14 protein-coding genes and 1 pseudogene are annotated in these 19,366 nt (G+C 47.8%); 8 read left to right on the top strand and 7 right to left on the bottom strand.

Annotation, left to right across the window (positions count from 1 at the left end; genetic code table 11):
• The first annotated feature begins 357 nt into the window (after positions 1-357).
• Positions 358-828 (top strand): hypothetical protein, encoded by a 471-nt coding sequence (locus HUX64_RS07755; protein WP_174625663.1) that lies wholly within the window; start codon positions 358-360, stop codon positions 826-828.
• A 93-nt stretch (positions 829-921) separates the two neighbouring features.
• On the opposite strand, the gene speD is transcribed toward HUX64_RS07755, so the two are convergent.
• A complete protein-coding gene (speD, locus tag HUX64_RS07750; RefSeq protein ID WP_174625662.1) occupies positions 922-1,737 on the bottom strand; it encodes an adenosylmethionine decarboxylase in 816 nt (271 codons plus the stop codon).
• Positions 1,730-2,158, bottom strand: coding sequence for an OsmC family protein (locus HUX64_RS07745; protein WP_174625661.1), 429 nt, complete (start codon positions 2,156-2,158; stop codon positions 1,730-1,732). The genes speD and HUX64_RS07745 overlap by 8 nt, the downstream gene beginning before the upstream one ends.
• A 136-nt stretch (positions 2,159-2,294) precedes the next feature.
• Between HUX64_RS07745 and crp the strand changes: the two genes are divergently transcribed.
• Together crp and HUX64_RS07735 are read left to right on the top strand one after the other, a co-directional pair.
• The gene (gene crp, locus HUX64_RS07740) at positions 2,295-2,951 is read left to right on the top strand and encodes a cAMP-activated global transcriptional regulator CRP (RefSeq protein ID WP_174625660.1); all 657 of its coding nucleotides are present in this window, start codon (positions 2,295-2,297) and stop codon (positions 2,949-2,951) included.
• Positions 2,952-3,707: 756 nt separating this feature from the next.
• On the top strand, positions 3,708-4,109 hold the full coding sequence (locus HUX64_RS07735; protein WP_174625659.1) for a hypothetical protein: 402 nt from the start codon (positions 3,708-3,710) through the stop codon (positions 4,107-4,109).
• A 371-nt stretch (positions 4,110-4,480) separates the two neighbouring features.
• On the opposite strand, the gene HUX64_RS07730 is transcribed toward HUX64_RS07735, so the two are convergent.
• The 4 genes from HUX64_RS07730 to ppsA form a co-directional block, all read right to left on the bottom strand.
• Entirely contained in the window at positions 4,481-5,299 is an 819-nt protein-coding gene (locus HUX64_RS07730) for a TdeIII family type II restriction endonuclease (RefSeq protein WP_217426462.1), read from the bottom strand.
• 183 nt (positions 5,300-5,482) lie between these two features.
• A complete protein-coding gene (locus tag HUX64_RS07725) occupies positions 5,483-6,298 on the bottom strand; it encodes a DNA methyltransferase (protein ID WP_217426461.1) in 816 nt (271 codons plus the stop codon).
• On the bottom strand, positions 6,291-6,539 hold the full coding sequence (locus HUX64_RS19200) for a hypothetical protein (protein ID WP_217426460.1): 249 nt from the start codon (positions 6,537-6,539) through the stop codon (positions 6,291-6,293). The genes HUX64_RS07725 and HUX64_RS19200 overlap by 8 nt, the downstream gene beginning before the upstream one ends.
• Positions 6,540-7,201: 662 nt before the next feature.
• On the bottom strand, positions 7,202-9,622 hold the full coding sequence (gene ppsA, locus HUX64_RS07720; protein WP_174625657.1) for a phosphoenolpyruvate synthase: 2,421 nt from the start codon (positions 9,620-9,622) through the stop codon (positions 7,202-7,204).
• 198 nt (positions 9,623-9,820) lie between these two features.
• Between ppsA and HUX64_RS07715 the strand changes: the two genes are divergently transcribed.
• From HUX64_RS07715 to HUX64_RS07700, 5 genes and pseudogenes are all read left to right on the top strand, one after another.
• Positions 9,821-10,729 carry an LOG family protein gene (locus HUX64_RS07715; RefSeq protein ID WP_174625656.1) on the top strand — a complete coding sequence of 303 codons (909 nt, stop codon included), beginning with the start codon at positions 9,821-9,823 and terminating at the stop codon, positions 10,727-10,729.
• A gap of 694 nt (positions 10,730-11,423) precedes the next feature.
• A pseudogene (locus tag HUX64_RS19650) lies at positions 11,424-11,543 on the top strand (IS5 family transposase); the annotation flags it as partial.
• Positions 11,544-11,596: 53 nt separating this feature from the next.
• Positions 11,597-11,935 (top strand): transposase, encoded by a 339-nt coding sequence (locus tag HUX64_RS19645; RefSeq protein WP_246246956.1) that lies wholly within the window; start codon positions 11,597-11,599, stop codon positions 11,933-11,935.
• Positions 11,936-12,134: 199 nt separating this feature from the next.
• Complete coding sequence (locus HUX64_RS07705) at positions 12,135-14,024, top strand: pyruvate kinase (RefSeq protein ID WP_174625655.1); 1,890 nt, start codon at positions 12,135-12,137, stop codon at positions 14,022-14,024.
• Positions 14,025-14,053: 29 nt separating this feature from the next.
• On the top strand, positions 14,054-16,558 hold the full coding sequence (locus tag HUX64_RS07700; RefSeq protein WP_174625654.1) for a glycogen/starch/alpha-glucan phosphorylase: 2,505 nt from the start codon (positions 14,054-14,056) through the stop codon (positions 16,556-16,558).
• 56 nt (positions 16,559-16,614) lie between these two features.
• On the opposite strand, the gene HUX64_RS07695 is transcribed toward HUX64_RS07700, so the two are convergent.
• Positions 16,615-19,296 (bottom strand): bifunctional acetate--CoA ligase family protein/GNAT family N-acetyltransferase, encoded by a 2,682-nt coding sequence (locus HUX64_RS07695; RefSeq protein ID WP_174625653.1) that lies wholly within the window; start codon positions 19,294-19,296, stop codon positions 16,615-16,617.
• Between the last annotated feature and the right edge of the window lie 70 nt (positions 19,297-19,366).

Genomic DNA, 19,366 nt, shown 5'->3' with positions numbered 1-19,366 from the left:
AAATTCCATTGATAACACCCAGGGTAACTCCGGCAAAAAAACCGGATGATTGCACAATACCGGGGTGGCAACTTTTCAATGTTGATTCCCCCGGTTCCCTGGTAAGTTTTGCATGGTGATTAACAATATCAATCATGCAAGTTTACTTTATTTATTGAAATGTTTTCGCCACTAAATAGATGATTATCGGTATCCATCTCAAATTTCGGATAATAGTTTTAAGATTGAAAATTACTCGACACTCAACCTTTGCCAGCTTATTAGCTCAACGCTATTAAATTTCACTATTGACTGGAAAGTTAATTTGGATGACAAGATTTGTTATCATAGATAATTAATTTAACTTAATGAATACACATGCCGAGCCGATTGGAAAACAAACGCTTGAAATCTGATCTTGTTTTCTCGTGGACTATTGCCGGAATCATGCTTGGCATGCTGGTTATCTATATTATTGTCTGTCATGCCCTGGGGAGCCAACTGCAACAGCACTTACCCGAAAATCAACGCATGCTGGTCAGAACTATATTATATGCCTGTGCCATCGCACTATTTCCAATGACCAATCTGATCAGGCACATTCAGCTTCGGTTGAACCAGACAATGCCTGGCCATGAGCCGGCAAAAAACCGGTATGGAGTAACTGTCATGACTTCCATGACGCTTATACAAAGTATTGGAATTATGGGTTTTGCGATGTTTATTCTGGGCGATGATTTCAATACCCTGTATATATTTATCGCCATGTCAGCGCTGGGTATATTTTTATACCGCCCCAAAGCGGATGAGTACCATCAAATAGTTGAAGCAAGAGCAGCACGGAAATAGGAGTGATTCCTTACGACCCGCTTCTAAAAATCATCCTGATTATGGGCCAGCCCAACTATAAATTTTGAGCGCCGCATTCGAGTCAATTAAACTTCAAAAAGACTTTTCATCGATTTTTATTTTCTTTTTCCGGTAGTTATGGCCATAAAAAATTTCCGTTACTTCCTTTTGCAGCTTCTTTTCTATTTCCGCTTTTTGAGTAACTGACAAATTGCTTTCTTTTTCGAAGAGATAATTTTCCAGCTCGGTTTCCTTAAGCATCATTTTGGTATGGAAGATATTTTCCTGATAGATATTCACATCTATCATTTGGTAGCTATCCTGGGTATCTTTGGCAATATAGTCCTGAATGGATGTTATATTGTGATCAATATAATGTTTTTTCCCGGAAATATCCCGCGTAAAACCTCTTACTCTATAGTCCATGGTAACCACGTCTGATTCAAAACTGTGAATCAGATAATTAAGCGCCTTTAATGGCGATATCCGGCCACAGGTTGAAACGTCAATATCGGCGCGGAAGGTGCTAATGCCGTTGTCAGGATGGCTTTCAGGGTAGGTATGCACCGTGATATGGCTTTTATCCAGATGCACCAGCACGGTTTCAGGCAACGGCCCCGGCGCCTGGCTATTCATGGTGGAAGGCGGCAAAATATCCTCTTCCGAAATCAGCATGGTTACACTGGCGCCCTGCGGATCATAGTCCTGATGGGCAATGTTAAGAACCTGTGCGCCTATGATTTCTGCAACATCTTTAAGAATTTGCGTCAATCTGTCAGCATTATAAGCTTCATCAATATATTCAATATAAGCCTGCTGTTGCTCTGCAGGAGCATAGCAAATATCATAAATATTGAAACTTAACGACTTGGTTAAATTATTAAAGCCGTGCAATTGCAACTTATTCAACCCATTGAACCTCGATAACTTCAAAATCGTGAGTGATTGCTACCGTGCTGCTCAGCATGGCAGCTGCAGAACAATATTTTTCTACAGACAATTTCACTGCCCGCTCAACAGCCGATTTTTTCACCTCATGACCTGTAACAATAAAATGCAGATGGATGTTGCTAAATACGCTGGGTACTGCATCAATCCGTTCGGCAGAAACTTCAGCAATACATTTAATAAGGTTGTTTCTGCCTTTTTGTAAAATCTGTACGACATCAAAGGATGAGCAGCCGCCCACTCCCAGTAAAATCATTTCCATGGGACGTATGCCCATATTACGCCCGCCGTGATTGGCAGAACCATCCATAACTATTGCATGCCCACTGCCCGTTTCGCCGAGAAACATAACGCCATCGACCCATTTGACTGTTGCTTGCATAATTTTCCCCGCTTAAAAATGACGCATAGATTAACACATTAATGCGTGTTGAAAGAGCGTCTGGATTGATTTTTTTGTAAAAATCCTGCACTGTTAACAGCATTTACCACGCCTGGATATTAGATTAAATACCGCCATGAAGCTAAATTACCAAGACAATTCCCATACCACAGCACTTGAACACTTCCTTAACCTGTGCCATAAAAAAACCTACCCGGCCAAAACCACGGTTATAAGGCCAGGCGATGTAGGTGATAGACTGTATTTTATAATTGCCGGTTCAGTCAGTATTTGCGTAGAAGAGGATGAAGGCGGGCATGAATTGATTCTGGCTTATCTGAATAAAAATGACTTTATCGGTGAAATCGGAGTTTTTAAAGGTACGGAAATAAGAAAAGTCAGTGTTAAAACACGTAGCGAATGTTATTTGGCAGAAATAGGCTATGAACGGTTTCATCAGATTTTAAAAAAAGAATTATTGGCGTATGCGCCTGACTTGCTGTACTTGTTGGGAGCACAATTGTCAGCGCGTCTTTTGATTACCAGCCGTAAATTTTGCGATCTGGCATTTATGGACGTGGAAGGACGAATTGCCCGAACCTTGCTTGATCTTTGCAAGGAGCCCGATGCAATGACTCATCCTGATGGCATGCAAATACGCATCACTCGCCAGGAAATCGGCCGTATTGTGGGCTGTTCGAGAGAAATGGCCGGGCGAGTTTTAAAGGAATTGGAAGATAAGAAACTGATTACAGCTCATGGAAAAACTATCGTTGTCTTTGGTACACGGTAAGCTTATCTTTATTGCTACCAACCGCTACTCGCATGTGCAGGTATTAAAAACTCCGATAAGTGAATTTACTCCCCCGGCCTGTTTATCAATCGCATTCCGCTAAATTGCCCTGACTGGAAGAATAAGCGAAAATTGTCTTCAAAGTGCGCAATAATTTTTTCCTGCTACATACAAAATATAAATGCTTCTACGGATATCCTTGAGCTTTATTTTACCTGCTTTTACTATTGCTCATACCATCACCTTGAGCCTTTTCGCTTTGGAGACTATCTCTTTTCCTTCCCCATGAGTCGAGTCGGCAATTGCCGACTCAAAACATATTTTAATATTTTATCTATCGAGCCTCTGTAGCATCAGATTGGTCATGGCTATATAAAGAAAGGTTCGCTGGATTGGGGAAGAATTTCCTAATCTTTACTCAAACAACGCTATCTATATATAGTGGCCGGATACTAAAATCACAGGAACCGATTACATCCTTTTTTCGGGACCACATTAACTGAGAATAGCCGGTAATCAGGAACCACATTAACTGAAATGAGGCAACCGGAAAATTTCAAGGTGACTGTCGCCTCAAAGTAAAAATTTTATGCGGCTATTTTTTGTGAATTAACGATCTTCTAGGGCGAGGTGTTTTGAGTTTCGGCATGACCCGGATTTAAAGCTACGGTATGGGTGGTGTTCCAGTTCCAGGTCTTTTGGCTCCAGCGCCGAGGGTTATTGCGCCCCTACCTAACCTGCAACAGCGCTGACGTAATGGCTGCTTTCTTCTGTAAACACCTGTCAGCCGATGATCTGGCGAGTGAACATATCGAGGAACAGGCAGAGGTAGCAGAACTGGCCGCGGATGGCAGCCGGCAGATAGGTAGGTCCCCGCTGTACACGGGGTTCGGCGCGGTCGCACTCAACGCCTGGGGCGAGGGTGGCTGGGCGGCAAATCTGCAAATGCGGGGCAATTGGCCACGGCCAGAAGACGCGCGTACGGCCTCGGTCAACGCAGGCGGCGGCGTATATGGCCGCAGCGAACTGATCTTCGCCCAGGGTTTCACGGGCTTGCCAAGCTTACAAGGTGAGCAGACTCAAAGCCGGCGCGGCACAGGCTGGGTCTTAGCGGGCCCGGCCCCGATGGCCTCGGCCACCGCTTCAATCCGAGTGTAGCGCGGCTGAAGGCAGGTCATTCGACCTCGCCCGCTCCCAGCGCTGCCTGAACGAGGCTCCGGCGGGTACAAAAGTCGCTTTTCCCCTGCCAGTTGAGAGCAATTAGCCCATGTTACTGACACCCGACATTCACGGACTCGTCGGCTAAGCCATGACTTTCATGAAGTGCCAGCAAGCGTTCTTCATGGCGCCAACTTAGCTGCGCTTAACCGGGTTGAGATAAGGGGTAGCCAATGGGCTGCGCGTCCCTTTGGCCGCCTCGTTAGACCCGGCAATACCCATTAAAGCCAAAAAATGTGTTAATGCAATACTTACCCATATTTTTGTCTCATCTCAATACGAGGAGAGCATTTATTAGGGGCCTACATGGGCTAAAGCAAGCCGACAGACTCCGATCCCGGTGGCGGTTCTATGCCTAAAAATTCGCGGTAGATACGTTCTTTATATTCTTTGCCGATCTCGTTCACAGCTTCAATGAAGGCTTGATAGGTTCCGACTCCACCGATCTTTTCCCAAAATTCATCACCGATCAAAACAGCCTCGTCTTCTTTCATGTTGAACCACCGGGCCGGAAAACTCCAAGTGTAGTTTTCTCGCTTGCCGTAGGGGTTATAGGGCAGAGCATAATAAGCGCCATTCACTTGGCAGGGTTCCATAGCATGAAGTTTTAAAATTTTCTCTTTGCTGACTTTGGTTTGGTCACTATTTGGCAGCGGCGCTTTTAGCTCAAACGCATATTTGAGATTTTTTTCGGTATCGGTCACAAACAAATCACAGATAACTTGAACGGGTATATCTTCGCCGCCGCCTTCTAAAATATAAGCCAGCTCTTTGTCCCAATCAGGACGCACACGCTCTATACCTCTTGCCGTATGTTCTAAATCGTTTAGGACTTTTGCGATCCGCCGCAACCGATCTTGTTTGACCGTTCCCGAAATCATCACACCCCTTTGATCAGACCCCAATCCGTATTGAGCGGCGGTGACGGCGAGGTCTTCCCACACACCGCCAAAGGGCGTTACAAAACGCCGTTCGAAGTGTGAGCCTTTGAATATTTCATCTGGAACCAAAGCGGCATAGAGCGGTTTATCTGCCCTGTGCTTTTCAGCAATAAACGGATCAGTACGCAGTACACGATCCATCACCCTTTCCCTCAAGCCGCCGATCTTGGCTTGAATGGCATCTTTCATTAGTTTTTTATTATGTGGCATTCAGGTATTTATTTTTTTTCCAAATGAAAATGGATTCATAAAACTCTCCTGCCCGCCTGCCTGTTCTGCGGTTTACACGACGCTGAATAACAGCTTCTTCTTCAACTTTGCAGATTTTGGCAATATCGGGATAAAGGTTCTGGCGATCCCCTGCGATAATAATCAAGCGCCCCCAGAGGGCATATATTGCATGGCATTGGTGAACACTTCCGCCACCAGCTCTTGATATTCTTTTTTAGCCTTGATGCTTGATCCTTTGCTTGCCGCCCCGATTTCTTGCCCGCTGCGATCTTCTATGTCTAACAATTCGTAAGCGTAGCGGTGCTGTTCGTGATAGTCGATCAAACCGACATAAGGCGGACTCGTGATAACGCCGTCGATAGGCCCCGGATTGACGTGGCGACTATCGCCGTGGATAACTTCCACGCCTGCATTGGTGCGAAGCATCGAAAATTGCTCAATGCGCTTGATTGTATCAAGGCTATAGCGCTTCAAAAATTGAAATGCCGTTGGAGTTGGGTGGCATGTCCGTTGAGGCTTATAACAGTGATAGGGTTCGGTTTGAGGCTTCTTTGGAAAATCTAAATCAAAGTGCGTGGTCATTCGCGCCGACCGCGCAGCGCGGGATAGAATGACCTTTAAAATTTCCTGATCTTCATATTCAGGGATTAAATCCCGAAACGCCAACAGTTCACTTAAGGCTTGCGGCGCAAACCAGCTTTTTAAAAACTCGCTGTCAGTGTTTGGATTGGCTTGTTCTAACGGTACGTTTTGAACCCGCGCAAGAATATCCTTAATTTCATGCTTCACTTCCGCGCCCGAATACGCCTTTGTTTTGGCTCTGGTCAGCAGGACATTAAAGGCGGAAATATCGCAGCCGACCGCGTGAATGCCCAATTCATTGGCTTGCACAAGTGTTGTGCCGGAGCCTGAAAAGGGATCAAAAACCGTTTGCCCTGCCTGAAAATATTTACGCAAAAAGATTTCGACAAGCTGCGGGGATAAATTTACCAAGATAAGGATGCAAGCGGTGAACGTGCTTTGTCCGTTCACGCTCCGGCAGCTCTTTTTCCCGCCAATTCAAATTGAGCGTGTTCAGTTCGGTTTTTGCATTAACTGTACTTGGATTTGTCGGTAATTCGTTGCTATTTACGTATAACTCAACCCGTTTTTCTCCATTCGTAAAATGATGATGATTTTCCTTGCGCTCTTTCAACATGCAACCACGCGTCTTAAACTCCCGTTGTTGTAGAAAAGTGATATTTTTTAGACCATTCTACTAATCCAAACACTTATATAAAAGTCATTAAAGTTTTATAAGGGTTAGCACAGTATATTCCAATGGATAATGAGCATAAAAAAAGGTAAAACTACCGTCAACCACTGACGCTAACGAAGACAAACCCAAGCCAACCGCTTTAGCCTCAGAACGTCTAAAAAATGATTATAAAATTTCCATATACTTTCCATACATTTGGCATTGACGGCAAAAAAGTTGGAATGTTAGTCAGGTTTGCTAACTGTATCTCATCCGAACTGAAACGATATACACTTCTGGAGATCATGCCAATGCTGGCTATCTCAAATTGTTCGGGCCGATTATTCGGAACTTTAATTAAAAGAAATTGACTGGATAGTTTTGGCTGAAAGCAGTTAATTATAGTCTCAGATATTATCGGTAAAAGTCTTAAGTACTTCCTTATCATGTCGGCTCAAATTTGAATTAATACATCTGATGCCTGGCAAGCTGCGACATTTAATTTGTGCGCCCATAGGGCCTTCTGTGCAAGCTCGGTATTCCCTGGATGTCCTTGCCGTGCTTGCAATAGCAGTCACATCAGTTGATGTAAAATGTAAAACTTCTTCTATGCACAGAAGACTTCACTGCTTAATTCTACCCATACGCTGTTCAGTTTCCAGAACGTGTTGCGTGGTTTTCAGGACCGTATCAGGGTTCAGGCTCATCGAGTCTATGCCGATTTCGACCAGAAATTCCGCCATTTCAGGATAATCCGAGGGCGCCTGGCCGCACAGGCCGCAATGTTTGCCATTGCGCCGCGCGCCCACTACTGCAAGGCGGATCATTTCCTTGACGCCGGGATCGCGTTCGTCAAAATCTTCAGCGACAATCCCGGAATCCCGGTCTACGCCTAAGGTAAGCTGGGTGAGATCATTTGAGCCGATGGAAAAGCCGTCAAAATGCTGGGAGAAGGCGTCGATCTGGATGACGTTATTGGGAATTTCACACATGACATAAATTTCCAGCCCGTTTTCGCCGCGCTTTAAGCCCAGCCGCGCCATGTATTCAAGGACGCGACGGGCTTCCTCAACACGGCGGCAAAACGGAATCATCAGAATGACATTGGTCAGACCCATGTCATCGCGCACCCGTTTCATGGCCGCGCATTCCAGGGCAAAACCTTCAGCGTAGGCTGGATGCGTATAACGTGAGGCGCCACGAAAACCGATCATCGGGTTGGCTTCGTCAAACTCAAACCAGCGTCCGCCCAGCAAGGTCGCGTACTCGTTGGTTTTAAAGTCCGACATGCGCACCACGACGGGCTTGGGATAAAACGCTGCGGCGATAGTTCCCACGCCTTCCGAAAGTTGCTGGATAAAGAAATCCTGCGGGCTTGCATAGTTGCGGACAAGGGCCTGAAGTTGTTCGCGTTCACTTACATCCTGCACTTTCTCCGGGTGTATCAAGGCCATCGGATGCGCTTTGATGTATTCGGTAATGATGAATTCCATACGCGCCAAACCGACGCCGTCATTGGGCAAAAAGCTGGTTTTAAAAGCCAGTTCGGGATTGCCGATATTCAGCATGATACGGGTTTCAGGACGTTGCAGATCGGACAAATCCGTAGTGATAATGTCAAAGTCAAGAATGCCTGCATAGACTTTGCCGCTATCGCCTTCGGCGCAAGTCACGGTTACGGGTGTATCGTTTTTAATGGCCGTGGTCGCGTTATCACAGCCTATTACGGCGGGAACGCCAAGTTCCCGGGAAATAATTGCCGCATGACAGGTGCGTCCGCCGCGGTTAGTGACTATCGCCGAAGCAATTTTCATCACCGGTTCCCAGTCCGGCGTGGTCATATCCGCAACCAGCACATCGCCCGGTTTAAACTCGCTCAGATGTTCTGGTTTATCAATGATGCGGGCATTGCCTGTAGCAATCTTGCTGCCCACTGCATGGCCGGTAACCAGCGGCTGGGCTTTTGTGTTAAGGCGGTATTGTTCCAGAACCATACCGCGCTTTTGGGAGACCACGGTTTCCGGCCTTGCCTGAACGATATATAAAATGCCGTCACTGCCGTCTTTCGCCCATTCCATATCCATTGGCTTGGCGTGCCCGGCCTTGGCGCTGTAATGCTTTTCTATTTTAACGGCATAGTCAGCGAGGGTTAGCACATCCTGATCGTTAAGGCAGAAATGATTGCGCTCTTCAGCAGAAGTCACGACATTGCGGGTAGCTTCGCGGGTGCTGCCGTCGCTGTATACCATTTTTATTTTTTTCGCGCCCAGCGTGCGCTTTAGCACGGCGCGATAGCCCTGCTCGAAGGTCGGCTTGTGTACATAAAACTCGTCCGGGTCAACTGCGCCCTGCACGACATTTTCACCCAGACCATACGCGCCGGTGATAAAAACCACATCCTTGAAACCTGATTCGGTATCGAGGGAAAACATGACGCCGCTGGCGCTCAGATCGGAACGCACCATTTTCATCACGCCGATAGAAAGCGCCAGTTTAAAATGGTCAAAGCCCTGGTCGATCCGGTAATGAATCGCACGGTCGGTAAACAGGCTGGCGAAACAGCGCTTGCAGGCTTCCAGTAAGGCCTGGTCGCCGCGAATATTAAGATAAGTATCCTGCTGCCCGGCAAAACTGGCGGTCGGCAAATCTTCAGCGGTTGCCGAACTGCGCACGGCAACGCTCAAATCCTCGCCGTACTGTTGCTGCAATCGGGCGAATGCCTTGAGAATCTGGCTTTCAAGATCGGCAGGGAAGGGTGCTGCATAGATGATTTCCCGGGCTCTACGGGCGCGTCTGGCAAGATCGGCGACATTATCAGGTTTCAAATTATCCAGTGCCTCGTGCAGAGCCTGCCAGCCGCCCGACTGATCCAGCACATAGCGATAGGCTTCGGCGGTCACGGTAAAGCCGTTGGGAATAATGATTCCCTGAGAGGTCAATTCGCGATACATTTCACCCAATGAGGCATTTTTGCCGCCTACCAGCGCAATATCGTCGATAGTTAATTCATCAAACCAGCGAATATAGTTTATTTGTTTAGGCATGGCATTCTCTTCGGGCGGATTTATTCCGGTTTTAAACCGGGAAATATTAATTCTATGAGTTATTTTTATAGTTTGCACTTAACATGGGGAAATAAGTACGGATAGGGTAATGACGGTAAGACTGTTAAACTTAATATTACTTTATCACTACTTATTTGAAATAATTAAGGTATTAAATCTTTTCAACACGGACTGCTAATGGCAAAAAAAACCCTACTTCCCGCCGAAAGCCCTTTCCCATCGGCCAAGCAAGATGTCATAAATGTCTCTGCCGATCTCGGTACGCCCCAGAGTTTATCCCCCTCTTATCGATTGGCATATAATGATTTTGATTTCATGATGCGGGATGAATTAAGGCCGGTGCGGTTGCAGCTGGAATTGCTAAAGCCTGAGCTGACCCAATCGGAACATGGCATCCAATCCACCGTGGTCATATTCGGCAGCGCCCGCATTCCGGAGCATGAAAAGGCGCAAAAATCATTGCTGAACGCCGAACAGGCGCTGACTGCAAACCCGGGCGACCCAATCCTTGAAAATAAGGCAGCCGTTGCCCGCCGCGTTCTGAAGAAAAGCCGTTATTATGACGAGGCGCGCAAGCTGGGAGCGCTTATCACCCAGCAAGCCAGAAAGCTTCAGTGCTCCGTGACCGTAGTCACCGGCGGCGGCCCCGGCATTATGGAGGCCGCCAATCGCGGCGCCGCTGATGTGGACGGCAAAAGCATGGGGCTTAACATCGTACTGCCGGGCGAGCAGAAACCTAATCCTTATATCACTCCCGACCTGTGTTTTCAGTTTCACTACTTTGCCATACGAAAAATGCATTTTTTAATGCGCGCTATCGCGCTGGTCGCATTTCCCGGCGGTTTCGGCACCCTGGATGAACTTTTTGAAACGCTCACTCTGATCCAGACCAAAAAGGTAAGACCTGTTCCGGTCATTCTGGTCGGCCAAACCTACTGGGATAAAATCATTAATTTTGACGCCATGGTTGAGGAGGGGGTGATTTCCCCAAGCGATCGCCAGCTCCTGCATTATGCAGAATCGGCAGAAGATATCTGGCGCCTTATTCTGGAAGATTATTCCTTGAATGGCGCTACCCCCTCATAATCAGCAGGCAACAGCATAACGGCTCAGGCTTTTTCAGGAACGGCTGGACTAATGACGAGTTCCTGCCCTGTGGCAAACCGGCTTCTGTCGTTTTCTGCTTGAGTGTTGACTATTTCAAGATTCAAAAGAAATCGAAAAGCAAGCAATTACCTGATCCATCAATCTCTCATTGATGCCATTGCCATGTGGAAAACAACTGCCCAAGCCACTGACAATCACCTCACTAACCTCCTGTCTGAAAGCGGATCGTGACTTGCTCACCCTTATCTCCGATATCTCCGAGGGGTACTGGTGCTCCGACCATCCCCGCCACTTCTGTATTCGAAGGCCAACAGTTAGTCAACATACGGCCGTGCGCCTTATCGGACTATACGGCAATAAGGTTGACAACCAGGACGGTATCTGTGGCCCTTAGCGATGGATTGAATAAGTCCCGGCCTCGCTCAGATTTTGATCAGCGTTTTATTACCGATACTTCCCTTTACTGCCTTTGGATAGCCAGTCAGATTCAATTTGCCATGAGCACGCCTGTTACATGGCATCTGAAAACCTGTCATATTCCTGTCATGAACAAATGATAATTATATTTGGCTAATAAGCCAGTGAGCCTAGGTTCTGTTGACGTTTTACCAATCCGATAGAATTGATCATTTTGAGTGTAATGAACCGGATACATTTAAGCGATGAAGAATGAGTGCGAATATTGGCAAAGTTAAAGAAATTGAGAGGCCTTCATATCGGGCGGCCAAACACTTGCCGGCAATTTATTAGCGCCTGCTTGTGGATATTACGTTCGGGCTCACAGCGGCGGGTTTTGCCGCCTACGCAGGGCAAGTGGAATAGCATCTTCAAGCGTTTTTCACGCTGGTGCGCCAGGGTGCTTGGGAGAAGCTCTTCGGTCATTTTTGTGAAGATGCCAATGGTCAGGATGTTGCTATCGATGGCTCGGTGGTTAGGGCGCTGGGACGTTCCAAAGGCGGGTTTAGCGGTAAGATCCACGCGCTCTGCGATGCGTTGGGCATGCCGATTAAGTTCATCCTGACTGGCGGCCAGAAGGCCGAATGCCAGCAAGCGATACCCTTGCTTGAAAATGTTAAAGCCTCAGCCGTTTTAGCGGACAAGGCTTACGATACCGACGAGTTGAGAACTTGGTTAACAGGTCGAGGAATAAAAGCAGTCATTTCCTTAATCCTTGATCAGTTGTAGAGCGGTAATTTAAAGCGGGCATCAAATACCCTGCATTTTTGCGTCATGGTTGAATTCCCTTGCTCTGTTTGAGTTATTTTATCGCATTTTTGGCTGGTTGCTTTTTATGCAAAGGCCTCTTGGCTTCATCAAACTGTCATATTTTTTAATTAATCTCGATTTTTTAAAATGTAGCGTGTATGAACTAATAACTCTTGCCATGTCAGACACTAAAAAAATCGCCCCCGATCCCTACGAAGAGGTCCTGAAACAAATTCTTGCAGAGATCGCAGGCTTACGTCAGGAAATTGAAATCAATGCCAATCAGCGCCTACAAAAATACCGGCACAACTATCATTCCGGTTACTTTTCCAAAAGCGCCTGCAATCTTGCGCATTATCTTGCCATGCGGCAATTTGATCTGCGCCATTTACAGGATCGTCTGGCTCAGGCCGGCTTATCATCGCTGGGAAGGGCTGAAGCCTCGGTATTATCGACTTTGGATTCGTTGATAGACGTATTGAAACGGGCAACAGACAAACACTATCTGCCGGGTGAAAAAAACCCCAGCGAATACGGCTTTAATCGGGGTCAGCAACTGCTTGAGCAGCATACCATTGAATTATTCGGGCCCTTTCATGAGCACGATGAGCATGGTAGAGCGCATGTTATGGTGACCCTGGACACAGAAGCTTCCCGGGATTACACGCTGGTAAGTTCATTACTTGAAAAGGGCATGACCTGTGCCCGCATCAATTGCGCCCACGATGATCCTGTTATCTGGCAGGGAATGATAAGAAATGTCCGCCGCGCCGAAACAGAAGTGGGCCGTCCCTGCCGCATTCTTATGGATATTGCCGGGCACAAGATTCGCACCGGTCCCATTGCGACGGGACCTTCGATTCATCACATCCGTGTACAAAAAGACCGGACCGGCAAGGTCGTAGCTCCTGGCTATCTGATTTTAACAATTGGCGCTCAAAGCCCTTCTGTTGATAGTTCATTATTCAGCGTATCCATCCCGAAATCGCTTCATAAGAAACTTGCGCCGGGCATGACCCTGAGCTTTATTGACAACCAGAACAAACAGCGTTATTTGAAAGTGGAAAAAGCCCTTTCCGACATGGATTGGCTGGTGAGCTGCGATAAAACGGCTTATCTGGTTTCAGGTTGCACATTAATGCCGGCAACGCCTCAACAGGCAGGTAATCCAAACTCAGTTGAGCAATTTACGTTGGGGGAATTTTCAGGCGAACCTCTTGATATCCATGTATTTAAAAACGACTTGCTGTTGTTAACTGCCGGTAATATCGACGGAAAACCAGCTCAATATGATGAGGAGGTTTTGATTCATCCGGCGCAAATCGGTTGTACGCTTTCATCGGCGATAGAAAAACTTGAAACAGGCCAGCCGGTCTGGATTGATGATGGAAAACTCGGGGCGATCGTCGAAACCGTGACCGGGCAGGGCGCATTGTTGCGCGTAACAGTGGCAAAAGCCGGCGGCGTCCGGATAAAAAGCGACAAAGGGATTAATTTTCCGGGAGCCGAGTTCAATTTGCCGCCGCTGACTCAGAAAGATTTAATCGATCTGGATTTTGTTTGCGCGCATACCGATTTGGTCGGCTTTTCATTTGTAGAAACGCTGGAAGGAATGGAGCGGTTGATATCTGAACTGGCAAAACGGCATGCTTCAGATCTGCCCGTAATCGCTAAAATCGAAACTGATCGTGCGGTAAAAAATCTTCCCGATATTATCCTGGGGACTATCGGCAGGCATAACCTCGGCATCATGATTGCCAGAGGTGATTTGGCCGTGGAACTGGGCAGCGCCAGACTGGCTGAAATTCAGGAAGAACTCCTGTGGTTATGCGAAGCGGCTCATGTCCCTGTCATCTGGGCAACCCAGGTGCTTGAATCCATTGCCAAAAAAGGAACCCGGTCAAGGCCTGAATTTACCGACGCGGCCATGGCTGTGCGGGCAGAATGCGTCATGTTGAATAAAGGCCCGTATATACTCGATGCGATAGAAGCGCTGGTGAATGTTATGACGCGCATGCATGAACATCAAAGGAAAAAGTTCTCCCGCCTGAGGGCATTGCACTGGTAAGCAGCTTGAATTTTATTTGAGGACCAGCCATGTCAACTAACCAATTTGTTACCAGTAAGCCCAAGTTGTCAATCATTCAACTCCCTGACCAGGGTATGACAAAAAAGGATTTTATTGATGATTTCAAGCAATATTACATTCATTTACTGGGCAGGGATGAACGCTGCCGTTCCCCTTTTTATGCCGGTGAAGCCTTGTCTCTGGCAATTCGCGACCGTTTGATGGAGCGCTGGAAGATCACTCACCATACCTATAAAAATAATGACTGCAAACGGGTTTTTTATCTGTCCATGGAGTTTCTGATGGGCCGTACGTTAAGCAATGCCATGCTTAACCTGGGAGTAAGCGATGTAGCGACACAGGCCATGTATGATCTCGGCATTGACATTGAAGAGCTGATAGACAGTGAACCGGATGCAGGCTTGGGCAATGGCGGCCTGGGCCGCCTCGCTGCTTGCTTTATAGATAGCTGCGCTACCTTGCAGTTGCCCGCCATCGGCTATGGCTTGCGCTACGAATATGGCATGTTTACCCAGACTATTAGTAATGGCGAACAGCTTGAAAAACCGGATCATTGGCTGCGTCATGGCAATGTCTGGGAAATTGAACGTCTGGAATATTCGCACCGAATCAAATTCGGCGGTTATTCCAGAATACAGGAGGATGCAAGCGGCAGACAACAGTTTTGCTGGATGGATACCCACGATGTACTGGCGGTACCCTTTGATACGCCGGTACCGGGCTATCGGAATGGCACTGTCAATTCCCTGCGGCTGTGGAAGGCGGTAGCAACTGAAGAGTTTAATTTCGATGAATTTAATGCCGGCGATTATCCGGAAGCAGTCGCTGCAAAAACGACGGCTGAAAATATAACCATGGTGCTGTATCCGAATGACGCCAATGAAAACGGCAAGGAACTGAGACTGCGCCAGCAATATTTTCTGGCTTCCGCCAGTTTGCAGGACGTCACTACCCACTGGGCAAGCTTGCATGGCGAAGATTTTTGTCATTTTGCTGAAAAAAGCTGTTTCCAGTTAAATGACACCCATCCTTGTATAGCGATTGCCGAACTCATGCGTTTATTGATGGATGTTCACAGTTTAACCTGGGATGCTGCATGGGCTATTACCCGAAGCACAATGGCTTACACCAACCATACCCTGTTGCCCGAAGCGCTGGAAAAATGGCCGGTTAAAATGATGCAACGGTTATTGCCGCGGCTGATGGATATTATTTTTGAAATCAATGCCCGTTTTCTGACTGAAGTTAGCATGCGCTGGCCCGGCGATAGCGAACGTTTACGCAGAATGTCCATCATTGAAGAGGGCCCTCAGCAACAGGTAAGAATGGCCTATCTGGCCATAGTCGGCAGTTTTTCGGTAAATGGCGTAGCGGCGCTGCATTCCAGATTACTGCAGCAGGATCTGTTCCGGGATTTCCATGAATTGTGGCCGCATAAATTCAATAATAAAACCAATGGCGTGACGCCGCGCCGCTGGCTTGCTGCCTGTAATCCTGAGCTGGCAAGCCTGCTCACGGAAACCATTGGCGACAGCTGGATTACCGACTTGTCGCAACTAAAGAAACTCGAACCTTACGCTGAAGACGCTCAATTCAGGCAGCGCTGGCGCGACCTTAAAAAAGCCGCCAAACAGCGCTTGATTGATTTCAAAAAGCAGCAACATAATATTGATCTTAATGTTGACGCCTTATTCGATGTCCAGGTCAAGCGCATCCATGAATACAAGCGGCAACTGTTAAATGTATTGCATGTTATTTATCTCTACAACCGCATCAAAAAAGGCGACACCGAAAATTGGCTGGCCAGATGCGTATTAATCGGCGGCAAGGCGGCTCCCGGTTACCGTATGGCAAAAAAAATCATCAAACTGATTAAGAATGTTGCCCAGGTCATTAATTCAGATCCTGAAATAGGCGCTAAACTGGCATTGATATTTCTGCCTGATTATAGGGTGTCGGCCATGGAAAAAATTTGTCCCGGCGCTGATCTTTCCGAACAAATTTCAACGGCCGGCAAGGAAGCGTCGGGTACCGGCAATATGAAATTCATGATGAACGGCGCCTTGACTATCGGTACGCTGGATGGCGCCAATATCGAAATTCGTGAAGAAGTCGGCGATGAGAATTTCTTTCTGTTCGGCTTGACGGAAGAACAGATTGCAACAAGGCGCGATCATTATGACCCTGTTGCTATTATCAATCAGGATGACGAGTTGCAGCAGGTGATATACCTTCTGGAGTCCGGCCATTTTAATCAATTCGAACCGGGGATTTTTGATGATATTCTGGTATCCATAAAAAGCCCGCATGACCCCTGGATGACGATTGCCGATTTTCGAAGTTTTGTGGATGCCCAGAAACGCGTGGAAGATGCCTATCAAGATAAGGATCGCTGGACTAAAATGAGCATTTTAAATTGCGCGAACAGCGGTAAGTTTTCTACCGATAGAACCATTACCGAATACAATCGGGATATCTGGAAGCTAAAACCGCAACCCGTAAAGCCTAAATAATCTCTTGCTGACCGAGGCCTGCTGCATCAGCAATAAATGCGTAGAAGATACTTTCATTATTGCCTCAAGTCTTTAACAACCCGCACGACTTCATTCTCGCCGGCAATGTTTTCGATACTGAATCCCAGCTTTTTAACCAGTGACAGCATGGGTTTGTTAATGACCAGGACTTCACCTTCAAAAAATGACATGCCTTTGGCTTTAGCGGTCTGCATCAAGGCTTTCATGAGCCGGGTGCCTATCCCCAGGCATTGACAGTCATCGGCGACGACCAGCGCGAATTCTACCGAACGGCCGTCCGGGCTCATCAGGTATCTGCCAACCCCCAGTTCGTTCGGCATGCGTTCATCTTCGGTGATTGCCACAAAAGCCATTTCACGGTCATAATCGATTTGCGTGAAGCGCACTACCATTCCTGGCGTTAATTCCTGTAAAGCCTGCATAAAGCGGAAATATTTACTGTGCTCGGATAAACGATGGACAAAATCCTTTTCCAAAACGGCGTCTTCAGGGCGAATCGGCCGAATCGTGATATTGACGCCATTGGATAATTGATAGTGCCGCGTTAACTCGCTGGGATAAGGATGGATCGCCATATGGGAATACGGGGTTAGCTGGGTGAACAATTGCGCTTTAATGCGGGCATCGACCGCAATGACGCCATATTCATCGACAATCAAGGGGTTAATGTCCAGCTCCAGGATTTCCGGCAGCTCACTGACCAGGGCCGAGATATTAAGCAGCACATCAACAAGGGCTTTTTTATTGACCGGAGGCAGTTGGCGAAATGGCCCTATATATTTGGCCGCCTTGGTTTTAGCGATCATTTTCTCAACCATGTAGGCATTCAACGGCGGCAGGGCGACGGCATGGTCCTGCAGGATTTCCACCATCGTGCCGCCCAGTCCAAAGCTGACCGCAGGGCCAAACACCGGATCCCGAACGACGCCTGTCATCAGCTCCCGGCCGCCGGGCGAGCGGATCATCGGTTCTATCGTTATGCCGACTTCGGTGATTTCGGGATGTTTTTGTTTAATGGCGGCTTCCATCTCGACAAAATTGCGCGACACCTCCTGAACGCTGTTGATATTAACCCTGACGCCGCCGATATCGGATTTATGGCTGAATTCGGCAATGTCGATTTTTAAGACGACCGGAAAGCCCATCGTTTCAGCGGCAATCATGGCTTCTTTGGCGGTCGACGCCCTGACAGTCTGATTGATAGGGATATGAAATGCGGCCAAAATGGCTTTGGACTGCCGGGCCGTTAACACTTGCCGGCCTTCCGCCAGCACCCGCTCGATAATTAGCCTGGCTCCTTCAACGTCAGGCGTGGCCAATTCCTCGGCAGGAGAGGGAATTTGTCTTAGCAGAATTTGATTCTGGGCGTAATTAGCCAGAAATGAAAAGGCATCGACAGCGGCTTCGGGGGTGCTAAAGTGGGCGACCTTGCTATTGGCAAAAAGTTTTCGGCCTTCCTGCACTTTCGCTCCGCCTGTCCATGACGCCAGCACCGGTTTTTTACTGATTTTGGCGCCGTCAATAATACACTGGGCAACCCGTGTCGGATCAGTCATGGCTTGGGGCGTCAAAATGACCAGTACGCCATCAATATTGTTATCGCTAAGGCAAATTTCCAAAGCCTTCCGGTAACGTTCAGAAGTGGCGTCACCCAAAATATCGACAGGATTGGCATGAGACCACTGCGGCGGCAAAACTGCGTTTAACGCGGCAATGCTGTCAGGGCTCAGAACGGCCATTTTTACGCCGACATCTTCGGCACGGTCAGTGCTCATGACGCCGGGGCCGCCGGCGTTGGTGATAATAGCAAGACGATCATCGGCGACTTCATAATTGTTGGCCAGGACACGCGCCGCCGAAAACAGTTCCGTGATGCTGTAAACCCTGACCACGCCGACCCGTTCAATGGCTGCATTATATACATTATCGCCGCCGACCATCGCGCCGGTATGCGACATCGCTGCTTTACTGCCGTTTTCATGGCGCCCGGCCTTGATCAGAATAACGGGCTTTAGCCGCGCAGCCGCCTTGAGACCGCTCAAAAACCGGCGGGCATCGCGAATGCCTTCCACATACATTAAAATACCGGTGGTTTTACTGTCGGTCGCCAGGAAGTCCAGCACTTCGCCAAAATCGATATCGGCCGCGCCGCCCATCGAGACGACGCTGGAAAAACCGATGTCCTGGGACTTTGCCCAGTCCAGAATGGCCGTGCAGATGGCCCCGGATTGAGACAGCAATGCCAGATTGCCGTCTTTAACCGGGCCGTCAGCGAAAGTTGCGTTCAGATGGCCGCTGGGGCGAATAATACCGAGGCAGTTCGGGCCCAGAATACGGATGTTATAGCGATGGGCAATATCGAGAATTTCCTGTTGCAGCCTGTGCCCTTCGGCGCCCAGTTCAGCAAAGCCTGCAGTAATAATAATGATGGCAGAGACGCCTTTTTCACCGCACTGGCGCACAATTTCAGGAACAGACGGCGCCGGTATGGCAATCACAACCAGATCCGGGTCTTCAGGAACGGCAATCAGATCAGGATAAGCTTTCAAGCCTAACAGGGTTTCACGTTTGTGATTGACAGGATAAAGACCGCCTTTAAAATCGGCTTCCTGCATATTGAGCAACAGGCGATAGCCGACGCTGTCTTTACGTTCTGATGCGCCGACGATAGCAACTGATTTGGGAGTAAAAAATTGGCTAAGATAATGAGGGCCCATAGCTGCTCCATAGTCAGAAAAAGAAAATAAATAAAAGCGTAGCATTTTTGGAGCTTTCAATAATTAAATT

It is taken from the genome of Candidatus Methylobacter favarea (assembly GCF_902806695.1).
GTDB classification, from domain to species: domain Bacteria; phylum Pseudomonadota; class Gammaproteobacteria; order Methylococcales; family Methylomonadaceae; genus Methylobacter_B; species Methylobacter_B favarea.
Note: the sequence above shows the minus strand (reverse complement) of the source record. Positions and strands in the feature narration are given on the sequence as shown.

Excerpts from the sequence above, each read along its gene's own strand:
- HUX64_RS07755 (WP_174625663.1), top strand. The coding sequence starts at position 358 with ATGCCGAGCCGATTGGAAAACAAACGCTTGAAATCTGATCTTGTTTTC.
- HUX64_RS07745 (WP_174625661.1), bottom strand. The coding sequence starts at position 2,158 with ATGCAAGCAACAGTCAAATGGGTCGATGGCGTTATGTTTCTCGGCGAA.
- crp (WP_174625660.1), top strand. The coding sequence starts at position 2,295 with ATGAAGCTAAATTACCAAGACAATTCCCATACCACAGCACTTGAACAC.
- HUX64_RS07735 (WP_174625659.1), top strand. The coding sequence starts at position 3,708 with ATGGCTGCTTTCTTCTGTAAACACCTGTCAGCCGATGATCTGGCGAGT.
- HUX64_RS07730 (WP_217426462.1), bottom strand. The coding sequence starts at position 5,299 with ATGAAAGATGCCATTCAAGCCAAGATCGGCGGCTTGAGGGAAAGGGTG.
- HUX64_RS19200 (WP_217426460.1), bottom strand. The coding sequence starts at position 6,539 with ATGTTGAAAGAGCGCAAGGAAAATCATCATCATTTTACGAATGGAGAA.
- ppsA (WP_174625657.1), bottom strand. The coding sequence starts at position 9,622 with ATGCCTAAACAAATAAACTATATTCGCTGGTTTGATGAATTAACTATC.
- HUX64_RS07715 (WP_174625656.1), top strand. The coding sequence starts at position 9,821 with ATGGCAAAAAAAACCCTACTTCCCGCCGAAAGCCCTTTCCCATCGGCC.
- HUX64_RS07705 (WP_174625655.1), top strand. The coding sequence starts at position 12,135 with ATGTCAGACACTAAAAAAATCGCCCCCGATCCCTACGAAGAGGTCCTG.
- HUX64_RS07700 (WP_174625654.1), top strand. The coding sequence starts at position 14,054 with ATGTCAACTAACCAATTTGTTACCAGTAAGCCCAAGTTGTCAATCATT.
- HUX64_RS07695 (WP_174625653.1), bottom strand. The coding sequence starts at position 19,296 with ATGGGCCCTCATTATCTTAGCCAATTTTTTACTCCCAAATCAGTTGCT.